24 protein-coding genes are annotated in these 24,294 nt (G+C 61.4%); 15 read left to right on the top strand and 9 right to left on the bottom strand.

Annotated elements, in window-relative coordinates; genetic code table 11:
- Positions 1-73 precede the first annotated feature (73 nt).
- The 13 genes from ACR0ID_RS06420 (at position 74) to ACR0ID_RS06360 (ending at position 13,156) form a co-directional block, all read left to right on the top strand.
- The gene (locus ACR0ID_RS06420) at positions 74-322 is read left to right on the top strand and encodes a DUF2484 family protein (protein WP_480475953.1); all 249 of its coding nucleotides are present in this window, start codon (positions 74-76) and stop codon (positions 320-322) included.
- Positions 319-585: a DUF2484 family protein gene (locus ACR0ID_RS06415; RefSeq protein WP_480475955.1), complete on the top strand. Its 267-nt coding sequence runs from the start codon at positions 319-321 to the stop codon at positions 583-585. Before ACR0ID_RS06420 ends, ACR0ID_RS06415 begins: the two co-directional genes overlap by 4 nt.
- A gap of 24 nt (positions 586-609) precedes the next feature.
- A complete protein-coding gene (locus ACR0ID_RS06410) occupies positions 610-903 on the top strand; it encodes a hypothetical protein (RefSeq protein ID WP_209504519.1) in 294 nt (97 codons plus the stop codon).
- Positions 900-1,838, top strand: coding sequence for a UDP-N-acetylmuramate dehydrogenase (murB, locus tag ACR0ID_RS06405; protein WP_480493806.1), 939 nt, complete (start codon positions 900-902; stop codon positions 1,836-1,838). Before ACR0ID_RS06410 ends, murB begins: the two co-directional genes overlap by 4 nt.
- A gap of 108 nt (positions 1,839-1,946) precedes the next feature.
- The gene (locus tag ACR0ID_RS06400; RefSeq protein ID WP_480604441.1) at positions 1,947-2,864 is read left to right on the top strand and encodes a D-alanine--D-alanine ligase; all 918 of its coding nucleotides are present in this window, start codon (positions 1,947-1,949) and stop codon (positions 2,862-2,864) included.
- Complete coding sequence (locus ACR0ID_RS06395) at positions 2,852-3,859, top strand: cell division protein FtsQ/DivIB (protein WP_480475959.1); 1,008 nt, start codon at positions 2,852-2,854, stop codon at positions 3,857-3,859. The genes ACR0ID_RS06400 and ACR0ID_RS06395 overlap by 13 nt, the downstream gene beginning before the upstream one ends.
- 8 nt (positions 3,860-3,867) lie before the next feature.
- Positions 3,868-5,202, top strand: coding sequence for a cell division protein FtsA (gene ftsA, locus ACR0ID_RS06390; RefSeq protein WP_480475961.1), 1,335 nt, complete (start codon positions 3,868-3,870; stop codon positions 5,200-5,202).
- Positions 5,189-5,608 carry a hypothetical protein gene (locus tag ACR0ID_RS06385; RefSeq protein ID WP_480604439.1) on the top strand — a complete coding sequence of 140 codons (420 nt, stop codon included), beginning with the start codon at positions 5,189-5,191 and terminating at the stop codon, positions 5,606-5,608. Before ftsA ends, ACR0ID_RS06385 begins: the two co-directional genes overlap by 14 nt.
- A 348-nt stretch (positions 5,609-5,956) precedes the next feature.
- The gene (gene ftsZ, locus ACR0ID_RS06380) at positions 5,957-7,561 is read left to right on the top strand and encodes a cell division protein FtsZ (RefSeq protein WP_480604437.1); all 1,605 of its coding nucleotides are present in this window, start codon (positions 5,957-5,959) and stop codon (positions 7,559-7,561) included.
- Positions 7,562-7,774: 213 nt separating this feature from the next.
- Entirely contained in the window at positions 7,775-8,695 is a 921-nt protein-coding gene (gene lpxC / locus ACR0ID_RS06375; protein ID WP_480516302.1) for a UDP-3-O-acyl-N-acetylglucosamine deacetylase, read from the top strand.
- Positions 8,696-8,821: 126 nt separating this feature from the next.
- Positions 8,822-9,685 carry an outer membrane protein assembly factor BamD gene (locus ACR0ID_RS06370; protein ID WP_480475969.1) on the top strand — a complete coding sequence of 288 codons (864 nt, stop codon included), beginning with the start codon at positions 8,822-8,824 and terminating at the stop codon, positions 9,683-9,685.
- A gap of 36 nt (positions 9,686-9,721) precedes the next feature.
- Positions 9,722-11,371, top strand: coding sequence for a DNA repair protein RecN (recN, locus tag ACR0ID_RS06365; protein ID WP_480604435.1), 1,650 nt, complete (start codon positions 9,722-9,724; stop codon positions 11,369-11,371).
- Between the two features lie 99 nt (positions 11,372-11,470).
- The gene (locus tag ACR0ID_RS06360) at positions 11,471-13,156 is read left to right on the top strand and encodes a chloride channel protein (protein ID WP_480604433.1); all 1,686 of its coding nucleotides are present in this window, start codon (positions 11,471-11,473) and stop codon (positions 13,154-13,156) included.
- 58 nt (positions 13,157-13,214) lie between these two features.
- On the opposite strand, the gene ACR0ID_RS06355 is transcribed toward ACR0ID_RS06360, so the two are convergent.
- The 4 genes from ACR0ID_RS06355 to cobS form a co-directional block, all read right to left on the bottom strand.
- Positions 13,215-13,556 (bottom strand): DUF427 domain-containing protein, encoded by a 342-nt coding sequence (locus tag ACR0ID_RS06355; RefSeq protein WP_480604431.1) that lies wholly within the window; start codon positions 13,554-13,556, stop codon positions 13,215-13,217.
- Positions 13,557-13,619: 63 nt separating this feature from the next.
- Positions 13,620-15,410 carry an aminopeptidase P family protein gene (locus ACR0ID_RS06350; protein WP_480604429.1) on the bottom strand — a complete coding sequence of 597 codons (1,791 nt, stop codon included), beginning with the start codon at positions 15,408-15,410 and terminating at the stop codon, positions 13,620-13,622.
- An 81-nt stretch (positions 15,411-15,491) separates the two neighbouring features.
- Positions 15,492-17,369 (bottom strand): cobaltochelatase subunit CobT, encoded by a 1,878-nt coding sequence (gene cobT / locus ACR0ID_RS06345; RefSeq protein WP_480475979.1) that lies wholly within the window; start codon positions 17,367-17,369, stop codon positions 15,492-15,494.
- A 121-nt stretch (positions 17,370-17,490) separates the two neighbouring features.
- Complete coding sequence (cobS, locus tag ACR0ID_RS06340) at positions 17,491-18,477, bottom strand: cobaltochelatase subunit CobS (RefSeq protein WP_480475981.1); 987 nt, start codon at positions 18,475-18,477, stop codon at positions 17,491-17,493.
- A 448-nt stretch (positions 18,478-18,925) separates the two neighbouring features.
- Here cobS and ACR0ID_RS06335 point away from each other — a divergent pair, with 448 nt between their 5' ends.
- The gene (locus ACR0ID_RS06335) at positions 18,926-19,816 is read left to right on the top strand and encodes a Hint domain-containing protein (protein WP_480475983.1); all 891 of its coding nucleotides are present in this window, start codon (positions 18,926-18,928) and stop codon (positions 19,814-19,816) included.
- 166 nt (positions 19,817-19,982) lie between these two features.
- On the opposite strand, the gene ACR0ID_RS06330 is transcribed toward ACR0ID_RS06335, so the two are convergent.
- The 3 genes from ACR0ID_RS06330 to ACR0ID_RS06320 all read right to left on the bottom strand — a co-directional run bounded on the left by ACR0ID_RS06330 (position 19,983) and on the right by ACR0ID_RS06320 (position 22,179).
- A complete protein-coding gene (locus ACR0ID_RS06330) occupies positions 19,983-20,771 on the bottom strand; it encodes a hypothetical protein (RefSeq protein WP_480516318.1) in 789 nt (262 codons plus the stop codon).
- A gap of 101 nt (positions 20,772-20,872) precedes the next feature.
- Complete coding sequence (locus tag ACR0ID_RS06325) at positions 20,873-21,421, bottom strand: NYN domain-containing protein (RefSeq protein WP_480517720.1); 549 nt, start codon at positions 21,419-21,421, stop codon at positions 20,873-20,875.
- A gap of 131 nt (positions 21,422-21,552) precedes the next feature.
- A complete protein-coding gene (locus tag ACR0ID_RS06320; RefSeq protein ID WP_480475989.1) occupies positions 21,553-22,179 on the bottom strand; it encodes a J domain-containing protein in 627 nt (208 codons plus the stop codon).
- Positions 22,180-22,285: 106 nt separating this feature from the next.
- Here ACR0ID_RS06320 and ACR0ID_RS06315 point away from each other — a divergent pair, with 106 nt between their 5' ends.
- Entirely contained in the window at positions 22,286-22,540 is a 255-nt protein-coding gene (locus tag ACR0ID_RS06315; protein ID WP_209597754.1) for a BolA family protein, read from the top strand.
- Between the two features lie 9 nt (positions 22,541-22,549).
- On the opposite strand, the gene ACR0ID_RS06310 is transcribed toward ACR0ID_RS06315, so the two are convergent.
- Positions 22,550-23,626, bottom strand: coding sequence for a PLP-dependent cysteine synthase family protein (locus tag ACR0ID_RS06310; RefSeq protein ID WP_480604426.1), 1,077 nt, complete (start codon positions 23,624-23,626; stop codon positions 22,550-22,552).
- A gap of 161 nt (positions 23,627-23,787) precedes the next feature.
- Positions 23,788-24,219, bottom strand: coding sequence for a DUF4177 domain-containing protein (locus ACR0ID_RS06305; protein ID WP_480475993.1), 432 nt, complete (start codon positions 24,217-24,219; stop codon positions 23,788-23,790).
- Positions 24,220-24,294 lie beyond the last annotated feature (75 nt).

Below are 24,294 nucleotides of genomic sequence, written 5' to 3'. Positions count from 1 at the left end.
GTCACTTATTTTGTCGCACAACTTAAAAGTGTGATACTCTGACTGCAGCAGTCGCGTGTCCTCGGAGGGGCGAATGGACTATTCGATGATCTTTGCAGCGCTTTGGGTGATCTGCGCCACCATCGTGGCAATGTTGCCGATGCGGCTGCAATTCCCGCTGGGGTTTGTCCTGCTGATCTGCGCACCAGTGCTGGTCGTGTGGCTTGGGTATGTCCATGGCTGGTTCTGGTCGGTCGCGGCATTTGCCGGGTTCGTGTCGATGTTTCGCAACCCCATCCGGTATTACTGGCGCAAATGGACAGGGCACGAGGTCGCGGAATGACATGGTCTATCGCTCTGGCGGCCCTGTGGGGCTTTGCCGCCAACATCCTTGCGCTGATCCCCAGTACCGACAACCACTGGACGCGCGCCTATATCCTGATCATCGTGGGCATTCCCATCGTCGGCTATGTCACCTATGAAAACGGCCCCTGGATCGGTTTGCTGGTGCTGGCAATGGGCATGTCCGTGCTGCGCTGGCCGGTGATTTATCTGACCCGTTGGACAAAGGCGAAAATGCAGGGCATGAAGGCGGCCAAAGAATAACCGGCCAACTTCAGGAGATCTGTCATGGCGACAATCGCCACATTTGCCTATCTACCGCTCGTTTCCTTCGTTCTGGGTGCCGCTGCCGGGTTTACGGCGGGCCGCTGGCTTGGCCTGCGCAGCCTTCTGTGGCTGATCGGGCTGACATCCGCGGTTGGTCTGGGGCTGATCGTCGTGCTGGCCGGTGTCGGAACGGGTGAAGAAGACAAGGCGTTCGGCCCGCTGGTCTGGTTGACTGCCGGCGTTCTCCCCTTCCTTTTCGCCGCAATCATGGGCGGGGTCGGTGGGCGCAGCCTGGCGGTGCGCGCGACTACATGACACGGCTTCCCCCTGTCCTTCCTGACGTCCGGGGCCGCCTGTCCAAAGCGCGTAACCTGTCTGACCTCACATGGCTCCGCGTCGGTGGGCCGGCGGATTACCTGTTTCAACCTGCCGATATCGAAGACTTGCAGGCCTTCCTGCGCGATCTGCCGGATGGTGTGCCGGTCTTCCCGATGGGGGTCGGCTCGAACCTCATCGTGCGCGATGGTGGCTTGCGGGCCGTGGTGATCCGGCTGGGGCGCGGGTTCAACGCCATCTCGGTTGAGGGCAATACGGTCATCGCGGGCGCTGCCGCACTGGACGCGCATGTTGCGCGCAAGGCCGCGGATGCGGGTGTGGACCTGACCTTTCTGCGCACCATCCCCGGCTCGATCGGGGGCGCGGTGCGGATGAATGCGGGCTGTTACGGCAGCTACACGGCGGACGTGCTGCGCAAGGCCACCATTGTCACCCGGCAGGGCGACCTGCGGGACCTGACGACCGAGGAACTGAACTTTCGCTATCGCCAGTCCGACTTGCCCGAAGGCGCCGTTCTGATTTCGGCCACGTTCGAAGGCCCGTCCGGCGATCCCGATGATCTTCATGCCCGAATGGAAGCGCAACTGAAAAAGCGTGACGAAACACAGCCCACCAAGGACCGCAGCGCCGGATCGACGTTCCGCAACCCGGCCGGGTTTTCCTCGACCGGGCAGGCCGATGACGTGCATGACCTCAAGGCGTGGAAAGTGATCGACGATGCGGGAATGCGCGGTGCGGCACGCGGCGGGGCGCAGATGAGCCCGAAACACTCGAACTTCCTGATCAATACCGGCACCGCCACCGCTGACGACCTCGAAGGTCTGGGCGAAGAGGTGCGAAAAAAGGTTTACGAAACAAGCGGCATCACGCTAGAGTGGGAAATCATGCGGGTCGGTGATCCGCTAAAAGAATAAAGCCCCGACCGTCAGACCAAAACAGGCAAATTCAGGCGACGGATCAAAGGCATAAACGCAGTACGGACCACCACATAAGGTCCGGGGACATTGAGGCGCACATTGGGTATGTCGAGCAGGACAAACCCCAAAGTGGCGGTATTGATGGGCGGCCCCTCGGCGGAACGCGAGGTGTCTCTCAGCTCTGGGCGCGAATGCGCAGCCGCCCTTGTGGGAGAAGGTATTGAAGTGGTCGAACTGGACGCAGGTCCCGACCTCTATGCGCGCCTGTTGGATATTCAACCGGATGTGGTTTTCAACGCCCTGCATGGCCGCTGGGGCGAAGATGGCTGCGTGCAGGGAATGCTGGAATGGATGCGGATTCCCTATACGCATTCGGGCGTTCTGGCCTCGGCGCTGGCAATGGACAAGCAACGCAGCAAGGACGTCTATCAGGCCGAAGGCCTGCCCGTTGTCCCCAGTGTGATCGTCCCGCGTGCCGAAGTGACCCGCGCCCATGTGATGGAACCGCCCTATGTGGCCAAGCCCAATAACGAAGGGTCCAGTGTCGGTATCTACATCGTCCACGAAAACGCCAATGGCCCGCCGCAGCTGTCCGAAGACATGCCCGACCAGATCATGGTCGAGAAATACGTGGCCGGGCGCGAGCTGACCGTGACCGTGATGGGCGACCGCGCCCTGACCGTGACCGAGATCATGACCGATGGCGGCTGGTACGATTATGACGCCAAGTACAAACCCGGCGGATCATGGCACGTGGTCCCCGCCGATATCCCGCAGGATATCTTTGATCGCTGTATGGATTATGCCTTGCGCGCGCATGATGCTTTGGGCTGCAAGGGTGTCAGCCGCACCGATTTTCGCTGGGATGACAGCGCGGGTGCTGATGGGCTGTTTCTGCTGGAAACCAACACCCAGCCGGGCATGACACCCACCTCGCTGGCCCCGGAACAGGCCGCGCATATGGGCATGACATTTGGTCAGCTCTGCGCCTGGATGGTTAAGGACGCCTCATGCAACCGTTAATCGCCAGCCGCTCTCTGGAAATCCATCGCACCAAGCCCCTTGCCGGGCCGGATGCCGATTTTGCCTCGGCAGATACGGAACCGCATGACACCCAGCCCATTCTGCGTCTGCGCGGGGCGCGGGTGTTTTCCCGCACCGCACGCCGCAGCGATCCGGCCCCGTCGCGCCTCAGCTATCGTCTTCAGCGCTGGATGCTGACACCGGGCATCCGTCTGGGCGTCAAGCTTGGCCTGCCGATCTGCGCCATTGCCGCGGCAGTTGGCGTCTATTTTGCCTCTCAGGAACGGCGCGAAGCGCTTGGTACCTATATTGCCGATATTCGCACCTCGATTCAGGAACGCCCCGAGTTCATGGTCAACCTGATGGCCATCGACGGGGCAGGCACCAGCCTGTCCGATGATATCCGCGAGGTCGTGCCTCTGGATTTCCCGATCAGTTCCTGGGATCTGGATGTCGAACAGATGCGCGACACGATCACCGGGCTTGATCCGGTGAAATCGGCAACCGTACGTATCCGTCCGGGCGGCATCCTTCAGGTCAACGTGGTCGAGCGTCAGCCCGTGATTGTCTGGCGGACGCATGACGGGCTGGAACTGCTCGACGAGACCGGTGCGCATGTCAAGGAAACCACCTCTCGCAAGGACCATGCCGACCTGCCGCTGATCGCGGGCGCGGGCGCGGATGCACATGTGGCACAGGCGCTCGAGATCTTTCAGACCGCCCGCAGCCTGGGCAATCGTGTGCGCGGGCTGGTGCGCGTGGGTGAACGGCGCTGGGATCTGGTCCTGGACCGTGGCCAGCGCATCATGCTGCCGACCGAGCGCCCGGTGCGCGCGCTGGAACGCGTGCTTGCGGTGAACGAGGTGCAGGACCTTCTGGAACGCGACGTGGCCGTGGTCGACATGCGCCTAGGCCAGCGTCCCACCATCCGAATGACCAAAGCCGCCAGCGAAGACTGGTGGAATACAAAAGTGACACTGAGTAACGGGCAGTAACGAGCATGATGACCGATCTTTATCAGTCCCAACGCGCCATGCGTCAGATGCGGCGCCAGGCATTGCAACGCGGTGTGATCGCGATTCTGGATGTGGGCAGTTCCAAGATTGCCTGCCTCGTTCTGCGTTTTGACGGATCGGGCCGGCTGAGTGAAGATAACACCATCGGCTCAATGGCGGGGCAGACGGGGTTTCGGGTTATCGGGGCCGCAACGACGCGTTCGCGCGGCGTACAGTTTGGCGAAGTCACCGCCATGCAGGAAACCGAACGCGCCATCCGCACCGCGCTTCAGGCCGCACAGAAGATGGCCGATATCCGTGTCGATCACGTCATCGCCTGTTTCTCGGGGGCCAACCCGCGCTCTTACGGGCTGGACGCACAGGTTGATCTGGATGGCCAGTTGGTGACCGAGGCCGAAGTGGGTCGTGTTCTGAACGCATGCGACGTGCCGGATTACGGCGACGGGCGCGAGGTGCTGCACGCACAGCCGGTCAACTTTGCGCTCGACAACCGCTCGGGCCTGATCGACCCGCGCGGGCAGATGGGCCAAAGCCTTGCGGTCGATATGCACATGCTGACCGTCGATGCGATGGCGATCCAGAACATCGTGCGCTGTATCAAACGCTGCGATCTGGAACTCGCCGGGATTGCGAACTCGGCCTATGTCTCGGGAATTTCCGCGCTGGTCGAAGATGAGCAGGAACTGGGCGCGGCCTGTATCGACATGGGCGGCGGTACCACCAGCGTTTCGATCTTCATGAAGAAACACATGATCTATGCCGATTGCGTGCGTATGGGCGGCGATCACGTGACCGCCGATATCTCGATGGGGTTGGGTGTGCCCGCAGCAGTTGCGGAGCGGATCAAGACGTTCAATGGCGGCGTTCATGCGACCGGCGCTGATGACCGCGACATGATCGATATCGGCGGCGATACCGGTGACTGGGAACACGACCGCCGCACAGTCAGTCGGGCCGAACTGATCGGCATCATGCGTCCGCGCGTCGAGGAAATTCTAGAAGAGGTCCGCGTGCGTCTGGATGCGGCCGGGTTTGAACACATGCCAAGCCAGCAGATCGTTCTGACCGGTGGCGGCAGTCAGATCATGGGGCTGGACGGTCTGGCGACCCGCATCCTTGGTCAACGCGTGCGTCTGGGCCGCCCGCTGCGAGTGCATGGCCTGCCGCAATCGGCGACAGGACCGGCGTTCTCGTCCTCAGTGGGGCTTAGCCTGTTTGCGGCGCACCCGCAGGACGAATGGTGGGATTTCGAAATCCCGGTCGACACATATGCCGCGCGCCCGTTCAAGCGGGCCGTCCGGTGGTTCCGTGACAATTGGTAGACACCTGCAACGGGCCGCGCTGTGTACGGCCCTGTTGCCGGGATGGGTTTCGGCCCAGACCATCATCACGCCCGAGGCATTTCTGGATGCCGCCGTCGGCAAAACGCTCACGTTCCATGAGATTCGCAGCGGCTATTTCGTAGGGACCGAGCAATTTCTGAACCGTCACGCTTCGGTTTGGCGACAAGAGGGGCAGGGCTGTGTCTATGGGCAGATCACCACGCCAAACGGTCAAATCTGCTTTCTCTATGATAATGATCCAGATGGTATTCCCGTCTGCTGGTGGCCCTTCCTGCACGAAGGCCGTCTGATGGTGCGTCTGGCCTCGTTTGCAGAAAGCGAAATCCAGGAGGTGCGCAGCATCACCGAAACCAGCCTGAACTGTCCAAGTGCGCCGCTCAGTTGAAAAATCCGGTTGCGGCGCGCCGATTTATCCCTCAAGATATCCACAAGGCCCGGCAGAGGCCTCGCGGCAGGACCTGAGCAGTTTTCCGCAGTGTAAATGATGGTCGACCAAAGCGTGACGAACGGCTGAGTCCTCGCGCCGGGGTCGTCTGCCTTGTGATGGTCGCCGCTGTTTCCGCTATATCTGGCAGTACCTGCGAAATGCCGCCGGTTTCTGCCTTATTTCCTCCATATTTTGTGGTGAATCGCGATTTTTGACGTGACCTTTTCGCATCAGCCCGCTAGAATCGAGCAAGGATAGGTAAGAAAAATACCGCTTTGGCGGAACATAAATACAGGCGGACAGAGCATGACATTGAATCTTTCGATGCCCGGGCAAGACGAACTGAAGCCTCGGATTACAGTATTTGGCGTTGGCGGTGCGGGCGGTAACGCTGTCAACAACATGATTGAAAAACAGCTGGACGGCGTCGATTTTGTCGTCGCCAACACCGATGCGCAGGCGCTGCAGCAAAGCCAGTCCTCGGCGCGGGTGCAACTGGGTGTGAAGGTCACCGAAGGTTTGGGGGCAGGGGCCCGTCCGGCCGTGGGTGCCGCGGCTGCCGAAGAAAGCATCGAACAGATCGTCGACCATCTGGCAGGCGCGCATATGTGCTTTATCACCGCGGGCATGGGTGGCGGCACCGGCACCGGCGCCGCTCCGATCATCGCGCAGGCCGCGCGTGAGCTGGGCGTGCTGACCGTGGGTGTCGTAACCAAGCCCTTCCAGTTCGAAGGTGCCAAGCGGATGCGTCAGGCCGAGGACGGTGTTGAGGCACTGCAAAGGGTCGTCGACACGCTGATCATCATTCCGAACCAGAACCTGTTCCGCCTCGCCAATGAAAAGACTACCTTTACCGAGGCGTTCTCGATGGCCGACGATGTCCTGTATCAGGGTGTCAAAGGCGTAACCGACCTGATGGTGCGTCCGGGCCTGATCAACCTCGACTTTGCGGATGTACGCGCCGTGATGGACGAGATGGGCAAAGCCATGATGGGCACCGGTGAGGCAACTGGCGAAGACCGCGCCATTCAGGCGGCGGAAAAAGCCATCGCCAACCCGCTGCTGGACGAAATCAGCCTCAAGGGCGCCAAGGGTGTACTGATCAACATCACCGGTTCGCACGACCTGACCCTGTTCGAGCTGGACGAAGCCGCCAACCGCATCCGCGAGGAAGTGGACCCCGAGGCGAACATCATCGTCGGCTCGACGCTGGATACCGCGATGGAAGGCGGCATGCGCGTGTCGGTTGTTGCGACCGGCATCGACGCCACCGAAAAAACGGCTGATATTCCGGTCGCGCGCCGCTCGATGTCCGAGCCGCTGACCCGCACCGTTTCGGCCGAAGAATACGGTCGCGAAGAAGCGCCCGCAGCCGCCGAAATGGCAGAGCCCGCGCCGCAGATGGAAGAGGACCGCGAACCTTCGCTGTTTGAAGCCGCGGAAGAGCCCGCCCAGCCGAAGTTCCAGCCGTTTGATGAACGGGATGAGGACGATCTGCCGCCACCGGCCTATCAGCCGCGCGTCGCCGAATTCGAGCCGCAGCCCGAGCAAATAGAACCGGCGCCCGAGGCTTTTGTTGCCCCGCGCGCGCCTGTCGCAGGCACCCCGTCGCCCGAAGCGCTCCAGCGTTTGCAGGCAGCGGTTCAGAAGGTTCCCTCGGCAGCTCAGCGCGCCGCAGCGCCCCGCCCGCAAGCGGCGGTTTCGCATCACGAACCCGAAGAACGCTCGCGGTTTGGCTTCAATCGGCTGATCGACCGGATGACCGGGCATGCCTCTGATACACCGGCCCATCCGCCGCGTCAGCAGCCCGCTCTGCGCCAGTCCGAGGCCACGGCACCGATTCACGATGAGGCCGACCCGGATCAGGATCGTATCGAAATTCCAGCCTTCCTGCGCCGTCAGGCCAACTGATCGCGGTAACAAAATCCACTCACGGGGTCGCCATTTGGCGGCCCTAATTCTTTTTAAAACAGTGGCTTACGAACGGGTAAGCAGGGTTTTGCCGATCTGTTACATACATGTTTCATTCGGTTACAAAGAGTGAGTTGAGCCTTGACGCGGGCTTCCTTAACTGAGTGTCCAACACAGCCCTAGCAGGCTGGACACCACTCGCCGAGGCCCATTTTGCAACATACGCTCAAATCTCCGGTCACGTTTAAAGGCGTCGGGCTGCATAGCGGCAAGCCTGCGACCATGATCCTGAAACCGGCAGCAGCTGGTCATGGCATCTGGTTCAAACGGACGGATATCCATCTGGGCGATGCGATGATCCCGGCGATCTATCACGTGGTCGAACGGACCCCGCTTTGCACCCGTCTGGTGAATGATGCCGGGGTGTCGGTATCCACCATCGAACATATCATGGCAGCTTTGGCCGGGTGCGGCGTTCACAACGCACTGATTGAAATCGACGGCCCCGAAGTTCCGATCATGGACGGGTCTTCGATCGATTTCGTACGCGGCATCATGGCCCGAGGCGTGCGCCGTCAGGCCAGCCCGGTGCTGGCCTATGAGGTGCTGAAGACCGTCACCGCATCGCGTGAAGGGGCCAGCGCAAGCATCGCACCTGCGGATGGGCTGATCATCGATTTCCACATCGATTTCGAAGACAGCGCAATCGGCAGCCAGACCAAGACGCTGGATATGCGCAACGGGTCGTTCGCGCGCGAACTCAGCGATTGCCGCACCTTCTGCCGCCGCATTGATGTTGAAGCCATGCGCGAACACGGGCTGGCCCTGGGCGGTACTCTGGATAACGCCGTGGTCGTGCAGGGCAGCGAGGTTCTGACGCCCGGCGGGTTCCGCCGCGTCGACGAAGCCGTGCGCCACAAGATGCTGGATGCTCTGGGTGACCTCTATCTGGCAGGCGGGCCGATTCTGGGCCGTTTCACGGGCGACAAGTCGGGTCATTCGCTGACCAACACATTGCTGCGCAATCTGTTTGAAACGCCCGGCGCGGTGCGCCCGGTTCTGTGCACGCCGGAACAGGCCGCACGCCTGCCCGGGCAGGGCTTGATCGTAAACGAAATTCCCGAAGTCGCCTGATCAGATCAACTCTGACGACATTTGCGCCAGATGTTGCATAAGGCGTTTTGCACCGGAATATTCTGTGCTAGACCATGGCTCAATTCGGGGCGAACCCCATTAAGTAAGACGACAAGGATGGGCGGTATGGTTGGCAGCAAAGCGGCAGTCAGATTCGCAGGCGCGGTTCTTCTGGCAGCAGTTTTGACGGCATGCGGTAACGGGGGCGGCCTTTTCGGCAACAAGGGCGCGGACCGGGAACAGAATCTGGAAGGGTTCACACCGGAACAGATCTACACCCGTGGCGAATACGAACTGTCGCAGAATCGCTCGGATGACGCGGCTTGGTATTTCTCCGAGGTTGAGCGTCTGTATCCCTATTCAGACTGGGCCAAGCGTGCGCTGATCATGCAGGCGTTCTCGTTCCACTCCGACAAGAACTACGAAGAAAGCCGGGCCGCGGCCCAGCGGTATATCGACTTCTATCCAACGGACGAAGACGCGGCCTATGCCCAGTATCTGCTGGCGCTCAGCTATTACGACCAGATTGACGAGGTCGGGCGCGATCAGGGGCTGACCTTTCAGGCGCTGCAATCGCTGCGCACCGTGATCGAGGTTTATCCCGACAGCGAATATGCCACCTCGGCAGTGTTGAAATTCGATCTGGCCTTTGACCATCTGGCCGGCAAAGAGATGGAGATCGGGCGCTATTACCTGCGTCAGGATCACTTTGCCGCGGCCATCAACCGCTTCCGCGTCGTGGTCGAGGATTTCCAGACCACGTCCCACACCGCCGAAGCGCTTTATCGCTTGGTCGAGGCTTATCTTTCCCTCGGCCTGCTGGATGAGGCGCAAACCGCAGGTGCCATCCTTGGCTACAACTACCAATCCTCGGAATGGTATGACGATGCGTACAAGCTGCTGACCTCACGCGGGCTTCAGCTCAAGAGCCGTGGCAACAACTGGCTCAGCACGATCTATCGTCAGACCATCAAGGGTGAGTGGTTGTAATCGCCATGGCATTAGGCTTGGGACGCTGAAGACCCGATGCTGCGCGCCCTTGATATCCGCGACATGCTGATCATCGACCGGCTGGAACTCAGTTTTCAGCCGGGCCTGAATGCGTTGACCGGTGAAACCGGCGCGGGCAAGTCGATCCTTCTGGATTCGCTGGGCTTTGTTTTGGGCTGGCGCGGGCGTGCGGAACTGGTACGGCAAGGTGCGGCACAGGGCGAGGTTGTGGCCGAGTTCGAGCTTTCCGCCGATCATCCCGCACATGCGATACTGTCCGAAGCGGGCCTGCCAGGCGGGGATGAGCTGATCCTGCGCCGGGTCAACACCGCCGAAGGGCGCAAGACCGCTTGGGTCAATGACCGTCGCTGCTCGGGCGATGTGCTGCGCGCACTGTCGGAAACCCTGATCGAACTGCACGGCCAGCACGATGACCGCGGGTTGCTGAACCCGCGCGGCCACCGGGCCATGCTGGACGATTTCGCCGGGGTCTCGGACCGGCTGACATCCGTTCGTGCGGCCTGGACCGTTATGTCACGCGCCCGCAAGGCTCTGACCGAGACCGAGGCCGCGCTGGCCGCCGTCCGAAGTGAGGAAGATTTCCTGCGCCACGCGGTTTCCGAGCTGGATCAGCTTGATCCTCAGCCCGGTGAGGATGCCGAACTTGATGCCCGCCGCCGCATGATGCAAGGGGCCGAGCGTATCCGCGATGATGTCGCCCGCGCCTACGCGCTGCTGTCGGGGGACGGTGCCGAAGGGGCGATGTCCGACGCTATCCGGTGGCTGGAAGGCGTGTCCGGCAACGCAGGTGGTCAGCTGGACGAACCGATTGCCGCGCTGGGGCGCGCGATGATTGAACTGGGCGAGGCGCAGGATGGCGTGAACGCCTGCCTTCAGGCGCTGGACTTCAACCCGTCGGAACTGGAGCAGGCCGAGGAACGCCTGTTTGCCATCCGCGCACTGGCCCGCAAACATGACGTGGCCCCGGATGACCTGGGCGCGTTTGCCGACACTCTGCGCACCCGCCTCAACCAGTTGGAAGCAGGCGATGCCGACCTGGCGGACAGGCGTGCCGCTGTGGACGCGGCACAAAAGGCTTATGACAATGCTGCCGCCGACCTCAGCGCGGCCCGCGCGGCGGCTGCCGGGCGGCTGGACGCTGCCGTCATGGCGGAACTGGCTCCGCTCAAAATGGAACGCGCGGTGTTCCGGACCGAACTCATCCCGGCTGAACCCGGCCCCGAAGGAACCGACGCGGTGGCCTTTACCGTGGCCACCAACCCGGGCGCGCCGGCGGGGCCGCTGAACAAGATCGCCTCGGGGGGTGAACTCAGCCGCTTCCTGCTGGCGCTCAAAGTGTGCCTGTCGGGCGATGACAGCGCCCGCACGATGATCTTTGACGAGATTGATCGCGGCGTTGGCGGGGCCACTGCCGACGCGGTCGGGCGCAGGCTCGCGTCATTGGCGCAGGGCGGGCAGGTGCTGGTTGTCACCCATTCTCCGCAGGTCGCCGCGCGTGCGGCGCATCACTGGCGGGTGCAGAAACAGGTCACGGACGGGCAAACCCTGTCCACCGTCATCCCTCTGGCCCAGCCCGACCGGGTGGACGAGATTGCGCGCATGGTGGCGGGCGACACCATCACGGACGAGGCCCGCGCCGCCGCCCGGGCCCTGCTGCAGGCCTGATGCGCCCGTGGCACGAATTGGCCTCACACTGTCGCTATCTCACTTTTATTAGGGTGCTCCGTGGCTTACTAAGGGTTACGTGATGATCCGCGAGGGCCAATGACCCAGTCGACCCGCACCGTTCTGCGCAACCAGCTCAATCAGGCTCTGGCCGCGATCAAGGATGCGTGGCGGGTGATGCTGCGCCGGGGGCCAAGCCAGATCCAGTTCTGGTTCATCGCACTGGTCATCGGTATCGCTGCCGGTTTCATGGCGCTTGGGTTCCGCAAAGCCATCCGTGCGTTGCAGGCCTATCTCTATGACACCGGCGACGTCCTGCTGCTGCACAGCCATGCCGAGAAACTGCCGTGGTTCATGATCCTGATCATCCCGATCATCGGTGGGCTGGTCGTGGGCCTGATCCTGAACCGGTTCACCAATGACGGGCGCGTGAGGTCAGTCGCAGATGTGATCGAAGGGTCCGCCATCACCGACGGGCGGGTCGAGGTCAAGGCCGGCATCGCCTCGTTCTTTGCCTCGCTGATCACGCTCAGTTCGGGCGGGTCAACGGGCCGAGAAGGCCCCGTGGTGCATATGGCCGGGGTGATTTCCACCTGGGTCAGCAACCGCATCCATGCCGACGGGATTACGGGCCGCGACCTGCTGGGCTGTGCTGTCGCCGCCGCCGTATCAGCCAGCTTCAACGCCCCCATCGCCGGGGCCCTGTTCGCGCTCGAGGTCGTGCTGCGCCACTTCGCCGTGCATGCCTTTGCCCCGATCGTCATCGCCTCGGTCGCCGGAACGGTAATCAACCGCCTCGAATATGGCGACGTTACCGAGTTCACGCTGGAAACGCCCGGATCGCTGCAATTCTATGTCGAACTTCCCGCCTTCCTGATCCTCGGCCTGATCTGCGGCTTTGTCGCGCTGCTGCTGATGCGATCGATCTTCTTTGCTGAAGATATCGGCAGCCATATCCAGAACCGCCTGTCCATTCCGGGCTGGCTGCGACCGGCCGTGTCCGGCGCGATGCTGGGGCTGATGGCGATCTGGTTCCCGCATATCATCGGTGTCGGGTACCAGACTACGATCCGCGCCCTGACCGGTGATCTGGTTCTGACGACCGCGATCCTTTTTGCGGTGACCAAGACAGTGGCTGTGGCGATCACCATGGGCGGGCGCATGGGGGGTGGGGTGTTTTCACCGTCCCTGATGATCGGCGCGCTGACCGGGCTTGCGTTCGGACTGATCGCCACAGGGCTGCTGCCGGATGTGTCCGGCACGCACACGCTTTATGCCTTTGCCGGAATGGGCGCGGTGGCCGCGGCGGTGCTGGGTGCCCCGATCTCGACCACTCTGATCGTGTTTGAACTGACCGGCGACTGGCAGATCGGCCTTGCTGTTATGGTCAGTGTGTCCATGTCCACGGCGCTGGCCTCACGCCTGGTGGACAGGTCGTTCTTCCTGACCCAGCTGGAACGCCGCGATGTCCACCTGGCCGCCGGGCCGCAGGCTTATCTGCTGGCGATGCTCCGTGCCGGGGCAGTAATGCGTCCGCTCGGGGATCAACGGTCGATCACTGCGGACGAGGCGCAAGCCCTGATCAAACAGGGCCTGTGCATTCAGGCCAGCGCCACGCTTGAGGCCGCGATGCCCTATTTCGATCGCGACGACATTCCCTGCATTCCGGTTGTCGTTCTGGAACAGGACGGGTCCGAGACACCGGTTGGCGCACTCTACCATGTCGACGCGCTCAAGGCTTACAACCGGGCCCTTGCAGCCACCGCGGCCGAGGAGCATTCGTAGGCTTCCGCGACCGGGACAAGCGTTCCGGAAACCTCCGCTGAAACCCTGTCCGGCGCCTCTAAATCTGCTCCACCTTCACCGAGTCCACCGGATAAAATGCCAGGTATCCCTTGATCTCGGCCACGGTGGAAATCGGGTCTTCATAGCTCCAGACCGCGTTTTCGGTCACCGAGGATTTGTTGAAGATGGAAAAATGCGTCGCGTCGCCCTTGCCGGCGCAATGCGTCACCTTGTCGGTCTGGTCCAGAAACGCCATCGCAACATCGCCGCGCGGAAAGTAAATCACCGGAGCTTTGTCGCCTTCGTGCAGTTCCAGCGCGTTGCTCGTTTCGCCCAGAATCGCACCGCCCGAACGGACAGTCCATTTGCCCGGTGCTTTTTGGATCGTGATCTCAGTCATTTCTATTCCTTCCGTCGACGTATTGGGGCCTCTCCTCTGCCCGTTCTATGTAACAGGCGGGTGTCAGATCGGCGCAGTTGCGGCATCCAACCACAGTTGCGCGTCATGTCCCAGCCTTGGGCGGATTTTTTCCGCGACGTCGCGATGATAGGCGTTCAGCCAGCCGCGTTCGTCAGGCGTCAACATATCCACCATGATCAGCCTGCGGTCAATTGGCACAAATGTCAGGGTGCGCCAGCACAGCATCGCGCGTTCCGCATCGCCCCCGGGCAGGGCCGGGGCCTCTTCCACCACCACTAGGTTTTCTATGCGGATGCCAAAAGCGCCCTCGCGGTAATATCCCGGCTCATTCGACAAGATCATGCCGGGTTGCAGCGGGACATGGCTGACCTTCGACAGGCGTTGCGGCCCCTCATGCACGCTCAGATAGGCCCCGACGCCGTGTCCGACACCATGGTTGAAGTCCTGCCCCGCCGCCCATAGCGGCGTGCGGGCCACGCATTCGATGTCGCGCCCGGCCAGCCCTGCGGGCCAGCGCAGCATCGACATGGCAATCATGCCCTTCAGCACGCGGGTGAAGCAGGTCTTTTCCTCCGCCCCGACAGAGCCGATGGCAAGCGTCCGCGTGATATCGGTGGTGCCATCCAGATATTGCCCGCCACTGTCCAGCACCAGCAGATGACCATCCTGCAACCGGCTGTCGGTCTCGTCCGTCACGCGGTAATGCATGATCGCGCCGTTCGGGCCTGTCCCGGCAATGGTATCGAACGAGATATCCTGCAACACATTGTCCCTGCGGCGGTTTTCTTCCAGCCGCGTGACCACCTGTGTCTCGGACAGGCCGCCGGGGGGCTGTGCGTCCAGCCAGCACAAGGTTTCGACCACCGCCACCGCATCGCGCAAATGCGCCTCGGCGCTGCCCGCGATTTCGGCCGGGTTCTTGCAGGCCTTGGGCAGGGCACAGGGGTCGCCGCCATCCACCATGGCATCGCCCAACGCGTCTGCCACGATCTGCGGCACCGTGCTCAGATCCACCTGCACCGCACCGTCCAGCGCTGCCACCGCATCCAGAAACTCCGCAGGGTTGCGCACCGTTACCTTCGGGTCCAGATGATCCTGCACGTCCAACAGTTTTGCCGCAGACATGAACAGATCGACCCTGCCGTCGTCATGCAGGATCGCAAACCCGTGGGCCACGGGGTTGTAAGCGATATCCGATCCCCGGATGTTCAGCAGCCACATGATCGAATCCGGCAATGTGATTACTGCGGCCTTTCGCCCAGCCTGCCGCAGGTCTGCGGCCAGTCTGGCAATCTTGCTGTCAGCGGTTTCACCCGCAAACTCGATCGGATGCGCCTTGACGGCCTGCATCGGCGGTTCAGGCTGGTCTGCCCAGATCCGGTCCACCAGATTGTCGCAGCGCACCAGTTCGACGCCTGTGCCCTCAAGCTCGTCAAGCGCGGCCGAGATTTGCCCTGCCGCGTGCAGCCATGGGTCGAAACCGACCTTGCCTCCACCGGGCAACTGCTCTTTCAGCCATGCACTCAGGCTCACGTCAGGCCACGGCACCGGCGTGAACACATCCGCGACCTGCGCCTTGACCTGCGTGCGATACCGCCCGTCGATGAACACACCAGCCATGTCGGTCAGCGCAGCACAGAACCCGGCCGATCCCGTAAACCCGGTCAACCAGGCCAGACGCTCATCCCGCGGGGCCACATACTCGCCCTGGTGCGCATCCGACCGTGGGATCAGAAACCCGTCCAACCCTTCGCGCACCAGCTCAGCGCGCAACGCAGCCAGACGCGGCGGCCCCTGCTCGGGCCGCGCGGTCACCTCAAAGGACTGGAACATACTACTCCTCCCTCAGCCGGGCGGTCGATATCGCCGCCTTTTCATCTTTTGGGAAATACTCCCGCCGGAGGCAAGGCCAGCCTAGCCAACCTTTTTCATCCCCATCACCCGCGCCCGCGCGCGTGGATCACTGTCGAACAAAGCCGCCAGTTGTTCCGTCATCGCACCAGCCAGCTGTTCCACATCGGTGATCGTCACCGCACGGTCGTAATACCGGGTCACATCATGACCGATACCAATCGCCAGCAGCTCGACCATCTTGCGCTTTTCCACCATGGCAATCACATCGCGCAGGTGCTTTTCCAGATAGTTGGCGGGGTTCACGCTCAGCGTTGAATCATCAACCGGAGCTCCATCCGAAATCACCATCAGAATCTTGCGCTGCTCGCGCCGCGCGATCATCCGGCGATGCGCCCATTCCAGCGCCTCACCGTCGATGTTTTCCTTCAGCAGGCCCTCTTTCATCATCAGACCCAGATTGGGCCGCGCCCGCCGCCAAGGCGCATCGGCACCCTTGTAGATGATGTGGCGCAGGTCGTTCAGACGGCCGGGTTGCTGCGGGCGGCCATCGTTCAGCCATGCCTCGCGCGCCTGTCCGCCTTTCCACGCCCGCGTGGTAAAGCCCAGAATCTCGACCTTCACATTGCAGCGCTCCAGCGTCCGCGCCAGAACATCGGCACAAATGGCCGCGATCGAGATCGGACGCCCCCGCATCGACCCCGAATTGTCCAGCAACAGCGTCACCACCGTATCGCGGAACTCGGTATCCTTCTCGACCTTGAAACTCAGCGGTGTGGTGGGGTTTGCCACAACGCGCGCCAGACGGCCCGCATCCAGAATGCCTTCCTCGCGGTCGAATTCCCAACTGCGGTTCTGTTGCGCCTGCAATCGGCGCTGCAACTTGTTGGCAAGGCGCGAAACCGCACCTTTCAAAGGTTCAAGCTGCTGATCCAGATAGGCCCGCAGCCGTTCCAGTTCCGCAGGCTCGGCCAGATCTTCGGCCGCAATCTCTTCATCATGCGTGCTCAGATAGACCTTGTAATCCGGGTCGGCCTCGGATGCGGGCGGCGGGGCAGGCGGCTCCAGCGGCGCTTCGCCATCCGGCATCTCCGCCTCGTCACCCAGCTCATCCTCGGCCATCTCATCCATCGAGACCTGCGCCTGAGATTGATCCTGCTGCTCTTCCTGTGTCTGCTCAGGGGTCGCATCCGCGTCCTGATCGTCCTGATCATCCTGACCGGTGCTGTCAGGATCGGGCTGTTCCTCGGCGTCGTCCTCGGCCTGATCTTCCTGATCGTCGTCCAGCTCGTCGGGGTCATCGCCCAGCTGATCGCCATAGCCCAGATCCTTGATCATCTGCCGCGCGAACTTGGCAAACTCCGCCTGATCCGACAGCACGTCATCAAGGTTCTCCAAGACGCCACCGGCCTGTTCCTCAATAAACCCGCGCCACAGGTTCATGATGTTCTCGGCCGCAGGCGGCAGATCGCGCCCGGTGGCCAGATGCCGGATCAGATAGCCCGCCGCGACCGACAAAGGCGCATCGGCAGGTTGCTTGCACTGGTCATATCCGCGCCGGATCGCCTCATGCCCGATCTTGACGTCTATGTTGCTGGCGGTGCCGGGCATATCCCGCGCACCCATCGCCTCGCAACGCGCCGTCTCCATCGCCTCGTACAAGTCCCGCGCCATATCCCCCGGAGGCGCATAGCGCGCATGGGTGGCGTCATCATGATACCGGCGCTGCAAGGCCAGCGCATCCGCCGTGCCGCGCGCCAGCAGAACCTCTTCCCGCGTCATACGCCGAGACACCTGCGGCAGCCGCATCGCCTCGCCCGACAGACCTGATGGGTCGACCGTGTATGAGATGTTCAGCTCAGGGTCGTTGGCCATGACCTTGGTGGCCTCGGCCAAGGCCTTCTTGAAGGGATCGGCAGGGTTGTCGTTCTTCTGTGCCATGTCCTTAAGCCCTCATCAAAGTGACCTGCCCGGCGCGGAAAACAATAACGGATCCGACTTCATCTGGCCAAAAATATCCCCGCCGGAGGCATTGCGCCCGGAACGGGCGCAATCCGGGCGCTTAGCCCAAGCTCGCACTCGCCGCGCTTTCCGGCAATTCCTCGTCAAAGCAGCGCTGATAGAACTCGGCAACGGTCTGACGTTCCAACTCGTCGCACTTGTTCAGGAACGACAGGCGGAAAGCATAACCCACGTTGCGGAAGATCTCGGCATTCTGCGCCCAGTTGATCACGGTCCGCGGGCTCATGACGGTGGACAGGTCGCCATTCATGAAGGCGGTCCGGGTCAGATCGGCCACGGTGACCATCTGGCTGACGGTCTTGCGGCCCTCGGCGGTGTTGTAATGCGGCGCCTTCGACAGCACGATCATCGTCTCGGCATCATGGCTCAGATAGTTCAGGGTCGAGACCAGCGACCAGCGGTCCATCTGTGCCTGGTTGATCTGCTGCGTGCCGTGGTACAGCCCCGTGGTATCGCCCAGACCCACGGTGTTTGCGGTGGCAAACAGGCGGAAACACGGGTTCGGCGTGATGATCTCGTTCTGGTCCAGCAGGGTCAGTTTGCCATCATGTTCCAGCACCCGCTGGATCACGAACATCACGTCGGCGCGGCCTGCGTCATATTCGTCGAACACGATGGCCACGGGGTTGCGCAGGGCCCAGGGCAGGATACCTTCGTGGAACTCGGTCACCTGCTTGCCATCGCGCAGTTTGATTGCGTCCTTGCCGATCAGGTCAATCCGGCTGATGTGGCTGTCCAGGTTCACGCGCACAGCGGGCCAGTTCAGACGGGCGGCGACCTGCTCGATATGGGTCGATTTGCCGGTGCCGTGATAGCCCTGAATCATCACCCTGCGATTATGGGCAAAGCCCGCCAGGATCGCCAATGTTGTCTCGGGGTCAAACTTGTAGGTCGGGTCGATCACGGGCACACGGTCGGTGGCTTCGGCAAACCCTTTGACCTTCATGTCCGTATCAATGCCAAATACGTCACGGACCGAGATATCTTCGGTGGGTTTTGCGTTTACATCGATCGATCCGTCAGCCATGCGCCTTGTCCTTATCCTTTGCCCCGCTCACCGGGTTTGAACCCGTGTGTGGTGCAACATATTGCGGACAAGGGCAAGGGAAAGCGGCCCGCTCCGAAAGGTGAGCAGGTTTTTCTTTCAAACTGGCCCTATTGACGCGCGGACGATCCTTGGTCGCGATGGGTACAAGACGCAGATCAAGCCGTGTTCATCAACAATGACAGTGCTGCCATTCGGACGCACCCGCCAAACCATGTGTCCGAAAGGCTGCACGCAGGTAGGTATTCAACAATCTACATGTTGTAGAGGATGACCTTATCAGGCATATAATATGGTCTTATGGGGCGTTTTGTAAGTGATCGGGTGTTGGTGAAGCAGGAATGCCAAGCGCAGGCCTTACCGGGGTGTCGCTCCGTGTCGAATGACAGGCAGACGTTAGAAATTGCCTGCAAAGCTGCGGTGACTCCCGGTGGCATTTAACGCTCTTCTCCACACCGTCAATACGACGGGCCAGAACGATCTCATCGTCCAGAACACGACACAACCCGCGATCATCAGCGGTTCGATGGTGTCGTTTGATGGGGGCACGACCTTCCAGCCCTACACCTATCTTGGCCAGGGAAACTATCGCGGAACCGGGGAATCCGGAGAGTTCATTCAGGTCGGCGGGCAGATCTACGCCTGGGATGCCAATAACCCAACAGGCCCGATGACCACAGGCAACTGGAAGATCACCCCGGTTGATCTGAACCCGACCGATCCACCCTGTTTTGTCTCGGGCACCCTGATCGAAACGGATTGCGGCCCGCGCCCGGTCGAAGATCTGGCCGTGGGCGATCGGGTTTGCGTGGCCGGTGGGACCACGCTGCCCATCGAATGGATCGGCAAACGAACGCTCAGCGCGCAAATCCTGCGCGTCCGGCCCCAATTCAACCCGGTTTGCATCCGGCGCGATGCGATGGGCAAGGGCCTGCCGGACAGGGATCTTTACCTTTCTCCGCAACACCGGGTCGTGCTGGGGGGCTGGCGGGCCGAGCTTTATTTTGGCGCACCAAGCGTGTTCTGCGCGGCCATTCATCTGGTCAACGATGATACCATCCGGCAGGTGACGACGGGCGAGGCGGTGACATATTACCACATCGCCTGCGCCGAACATGTGATCCTCACCTCGCACGGCCTGCAAAGCGAAAGCCTGTTTCCGGGCGATATGGCGCTGAAATCACTGCATCGCGACGATGTCGAGGAACTGCGCGCGCTCTTTCCGGGGTTACTTTCAGACGCAGGACCGCACCCCCAAACGTGCCTAAGCTGCCTGACCGGGCGTGAGGCACGCGCGTTGCGAGACATGTTCGCAGACTAGGCCCACATAACGGAAATCGTGGCGCCGCTGTTGGTGCGCGCCCGGATCACGCCCCGCTGTTTACTGCATTCGTGCAGAAGTTGCTAATCGGGGATCAACCGAACAAGGTTTGACGCCTTCATCCTCCGGGACATCGACCCAACATCATTCGCGCATGGCACGGGCATTATGGGCCGTTCAACCCGCCTATGCCCCAATCGGCATGGGTCTCGATAACACTGGCCACGGCCAGCGCCTTTTCCGCGATATCCTCCGGAGTGTCTTCGGCGAACGCAATGCGGGTCATCCTGTCGTGCATCGCTTCCGAGGTGTAAAACTCAAAGGCTCGCGTATTGCCGGGGCTGTTCCAGAACGCGGTGATCCAGATCGAGTCCCGCCCCGGAATACAATATGCACACCAATCGCGCCACAGGCGCAGCACCAATTCGGTATCCGGGCTTGCGGCGACCTGTTCGAACAGCGACTCCAGCGGCCACCCTGCCAGGGCGAACATGCAAAGCGTATCGTCCAGACAGCCGCGTTCCCGTGCCATCTCGCGTTTCAGATACGCGCGCTGGAACCGGTCCAGAATCTGCCACTCCTCGGGTGACCAGTTATCCGGGTTACCGGTTTCAAACCGGTTCAGGCTCACCTCCAGCCCAACACTGGCGGGGTCTTCGTCCACGGACAGAATCTCTAGGATCCGGGGCAGCAGGTACCCCCATGTTTCGCGGGCTATCCCCGCGGGATCACAAGCGGCAAAGAACCAGTCCTGAACGTAATGCAGGGGCAGCTCGGCAATGGACGGCGTGAAGAAGTCCGCCTCAATATCGGCGTCCATGCAGCAGCCTTCGCAAACCTCGATACTGCTCGGCTTTGGATAGGCGAAAACCCTGTACGAATCGCTGACGATGTCAGAAAACGGATGATCCGGCGGGATCTTCGCGTTTGGCGGTTTCTGCTCTTTGCGTGCCACGGTCCTTGCATCCAAAACTGTTCTGTCGGGGCAAGGCCACGTCAGTGTGATCCCTGAACGCTACGAAACCCGGATCGATGCGTAAAGCTATGGTCGCGTGGTCAAAGCGAAAACCAAAGCTCATCCTTGCGAAAACCGCCTTTCACAAGACGATCCGCTTTCAACACATCCGGAAACTCGTCCTCCCAGTCCCGGAACATGTCATTTGTAACGATACGTGCCTTGCTGTCCCGCGCCGCCTGCAAGATCAACGGATCTGCCGGCGTGCCTTTGGGCGCGACCATGACCCGCTTGGCCCGCAAGCCCAGGGCGCGGCTCAGCGCCCGGTCGTTCATGTATTCCCCTTCGACCTTGTACCCGACGTTAGCATCGAACACGACGCCCGGTTTGAACCCGGCTTGCTTCAGGCTGGCCAGAACCTGCCGCAACGTTGCCAGATCCGGTGCGCCGTCTTTCCAGTGCATCACGTTCGACCCGTCCACGATGATCCATGTGTTGGCCCTGCGCCAGCCGAACCAGGCCCGGATCAGAAGGATCGTACTGGCGAACACACAAAGCAGGGCCAAAAGGAACAGCCAGTCCATCTCGGTTGGATAGAACTGCGCCACGACCAGCCCGCAAAGTGAGGCAAGCAGCAAAAAGAAAGGCATACGCACAGCGGTTGCTCCGGGAAAAGCACTGTTTCAATTCCCACTACTATTGCGGGAATTGAAACAGGTTTCCAGACAGCATCCTCACAATCCGTTCAAACTGTGTAAACAGCTGGCGACTGACGGCGGCCCTACTTGAAATTCCGGCTGTCCTTGATCTGGTCCCAGGCCCAGACGACCTCTTGCAACTGCTCTTCCTGCGACCGGTCGCCGCCGTTCATGTCCGGATGCAGCACCTTGATCAGCTTCTTGTACGCCTTGCGCACTTCGGTTTTGGACCAGCTGTCATGGGCTTCCAGAATCTCGATTGCACGGCGTTCAGTGGGGGGCAGGCGACGTCCACCACCACCCGAGGTGCGCCCCTTGTTCTGCGTGCTGTTGGCGCCCAGAACCTGATGCGGGTCCTCAATGCCCAGACGGGCCCAGGCGCGCGCCTCCGGGTCTCCCATCGGCTTGGTCTCACGTTCCCAAACCTTGTCCTTCGAGCGTTGCGCGTTCAGCTCTGCCTCAGTGGTGCCATCGAAGAAGTTCCACTTCTGGTTATACTCGCGCACGTGCTGCTGGCAGAACCAGAAATAGTCATCCAGAACATCCGGTGCCTTTGGCGCGCGGAACTTGCCCGGCTCGTCACACCCGTCGTGATCGCAGATCCTGACCGAGGTCTCGGACGCGCCTGACATGCCCCGGCGCCCACGCGGGTTCTTTTTCTTGGCGCTGGAAACGGACATATCGAATCCGAAGGGGTCTGATTTCGCCATGCTCTATCCTCACGAACGCATCTTTTCGACTCGGAGGCAGCAGTTTAGTCTAAGCAGCCGAAAGTAGAAGAGGGGGGCGGCAAAAATTTTGCCGCTGAGCAAAAAAATGAGTGTGACCGACGAAATCCGAACCCGCCTGCAAGCCGCCTTTGACCCGCATGAACTTGACGTGATCGACGACAGCGAAAGCCATCGCGGCCATGCAGGTCACAGGGAAGGCGGCGAAAGCCATTTCAACGTCCGCATCCGCGCCGCCGCATTCGCCGGTCAATCCCGTGTCGCCCGTCACCGGGCCGTGCACAAGGCGCTGGGCGACATCGTGCCCCGCATCCACGCGCTGGCGCTGGATATCGGAACCTGACGCTGCGCCCTATTCCGCGCTCATCTGCGCCGACGGGGTCGAGGCCGAGATCGCATATTCCTCATCCGTCATGACGTCTTCGATCCCCTCGAACAGAGGCGTCGACAGGTAACGCTCGCCCGTATCCGGCAGCATCACCAGCATGACGGATCCCGGCGCCGCGGTTTCCGCCAGATTCATGGCCACCGCAAAGGTCGACCCGCCCGAGATCCCGGTGAATATCCCCTCTTCCGAGGCAAGGCGGCGCGCCCATTCAATCCCTTGCGGCCCCGGAACAGGGATCAGCTGGTCGTAATAGGCGTTGTCGATGGCTTCCTGAAGGACCCATGGAATGAAATCCGGCGTCCAGCCCTGAATCGGGTGCGGCTCGAAATTGGGGTGGCTTTCGGTGGGCTGGTGATCGTCATTGCGCGTATTCACATAGCCTGACGACACGATGGCGGCATTTGCCGGTTCGGTCAGGATGATTTTCGTATCGGGCCGCTCCTTGCGCAACACTCGTGACACCCCGGCGACCGTGCCGCCGGTGCCATATCCCGTGACCCAGTAATCCAGCTGCGTGCCTTCGAAATCCGCAAGGATTTCCCGTGCGGTCGTATTCTCGTGAATATCGGCATTGGCTGCGGTCTCGAACTGGCTGGCCAGAAACCACCCGTTTTCCTCGGCCAGTTCCTTGGCCTTGGTATACATGCCGAACCCCTTTTGTGCCTTGGGGGTCAGAACAACCTTGGCGCCCAGAAAGCGCATCAGCTTGCGCCGCTCGACCGAAAAGCTCTCGGCCATCGTCATGACCAGCGGATATCCCTTGGCCGCACAGACCATGGCAAGCCCGATCCCGGTATTGCCCGATGTCGCCTCGACAACCGTCTGACCGGGCTTCAACCTCCCGTCCCGTTCTGCCGCCTCGATGATATTCAGCGCCAGCCTGTCCTTGACCGACCCCGCCGGGTTGAACGCTTCGAACTTCACATAAACGGTCACATGATCCGGCGCGATCCGGTTGACCCGGATACAGGGCGTATCGCCGACTGTATCAAGGATGCTGTCATACAGGCGTGCCCGCCCCTGTGTCTGCCGAATACCCATTTCAAAGCCCCTCCCGGTTGTCCGGTTAACATGCCACAGATTTCGCTGGGTTGATAAGCACATATCGCGCCCGCAGCGCCAAACCCGCCCGCGGGCGGGCTGCTCAACTTCCAGTCCACACGGTGTTTCAGGTGTGACCGCAGGTCAAACCCTGATCCGTCTCAGGCGTCTTTCTTGTCATTGGCGGTGTCAGTGTCCTGGTCAACCTGGTCCCGGCTTTTCAACGACAAAGGCGGTTCATTCGCTTCTTCCGAAATTGGTTTCGGCGCGGCCACCACACCGGGGCCGGGGATCGGTTGGGCCAATGGGGTATCGTCAAACTCGGGCACTTCTCCGATCACCGACGCATCGACTTCCTCGGCCACGACCCGCCGGAACACCAGCACATTGCGCCAGTTTGTGGTCGATCCGGTCAGGCCCGAGCGTTCCTCGCTGGGCAGCAGCTCGGCGCGCTGGTATTCCCAGCCGTCCTGCGCCATCTGGTTCAGAACCTGTTCGACCGAGACCGCAAAGCGGCCCTCGGCCGTTTTCACGCCCTTGGCTTTCACGCCCTTTTGCGGCGCGGGGACGACCTTGTATTCAAAAAGCTGCATCAAGTGTTCCTAAATACCTGTTCGCGCCAACTTACCACGCTGACCCCGGGGTGAAAGGGCCGTCGCCCGAGCGGC

The organism is Ruegeria sp. AL2 (assembly GCF_056540845.1).
This window is presented reverse-complemented; position numbering and strand designations above follow the sequence as displayed.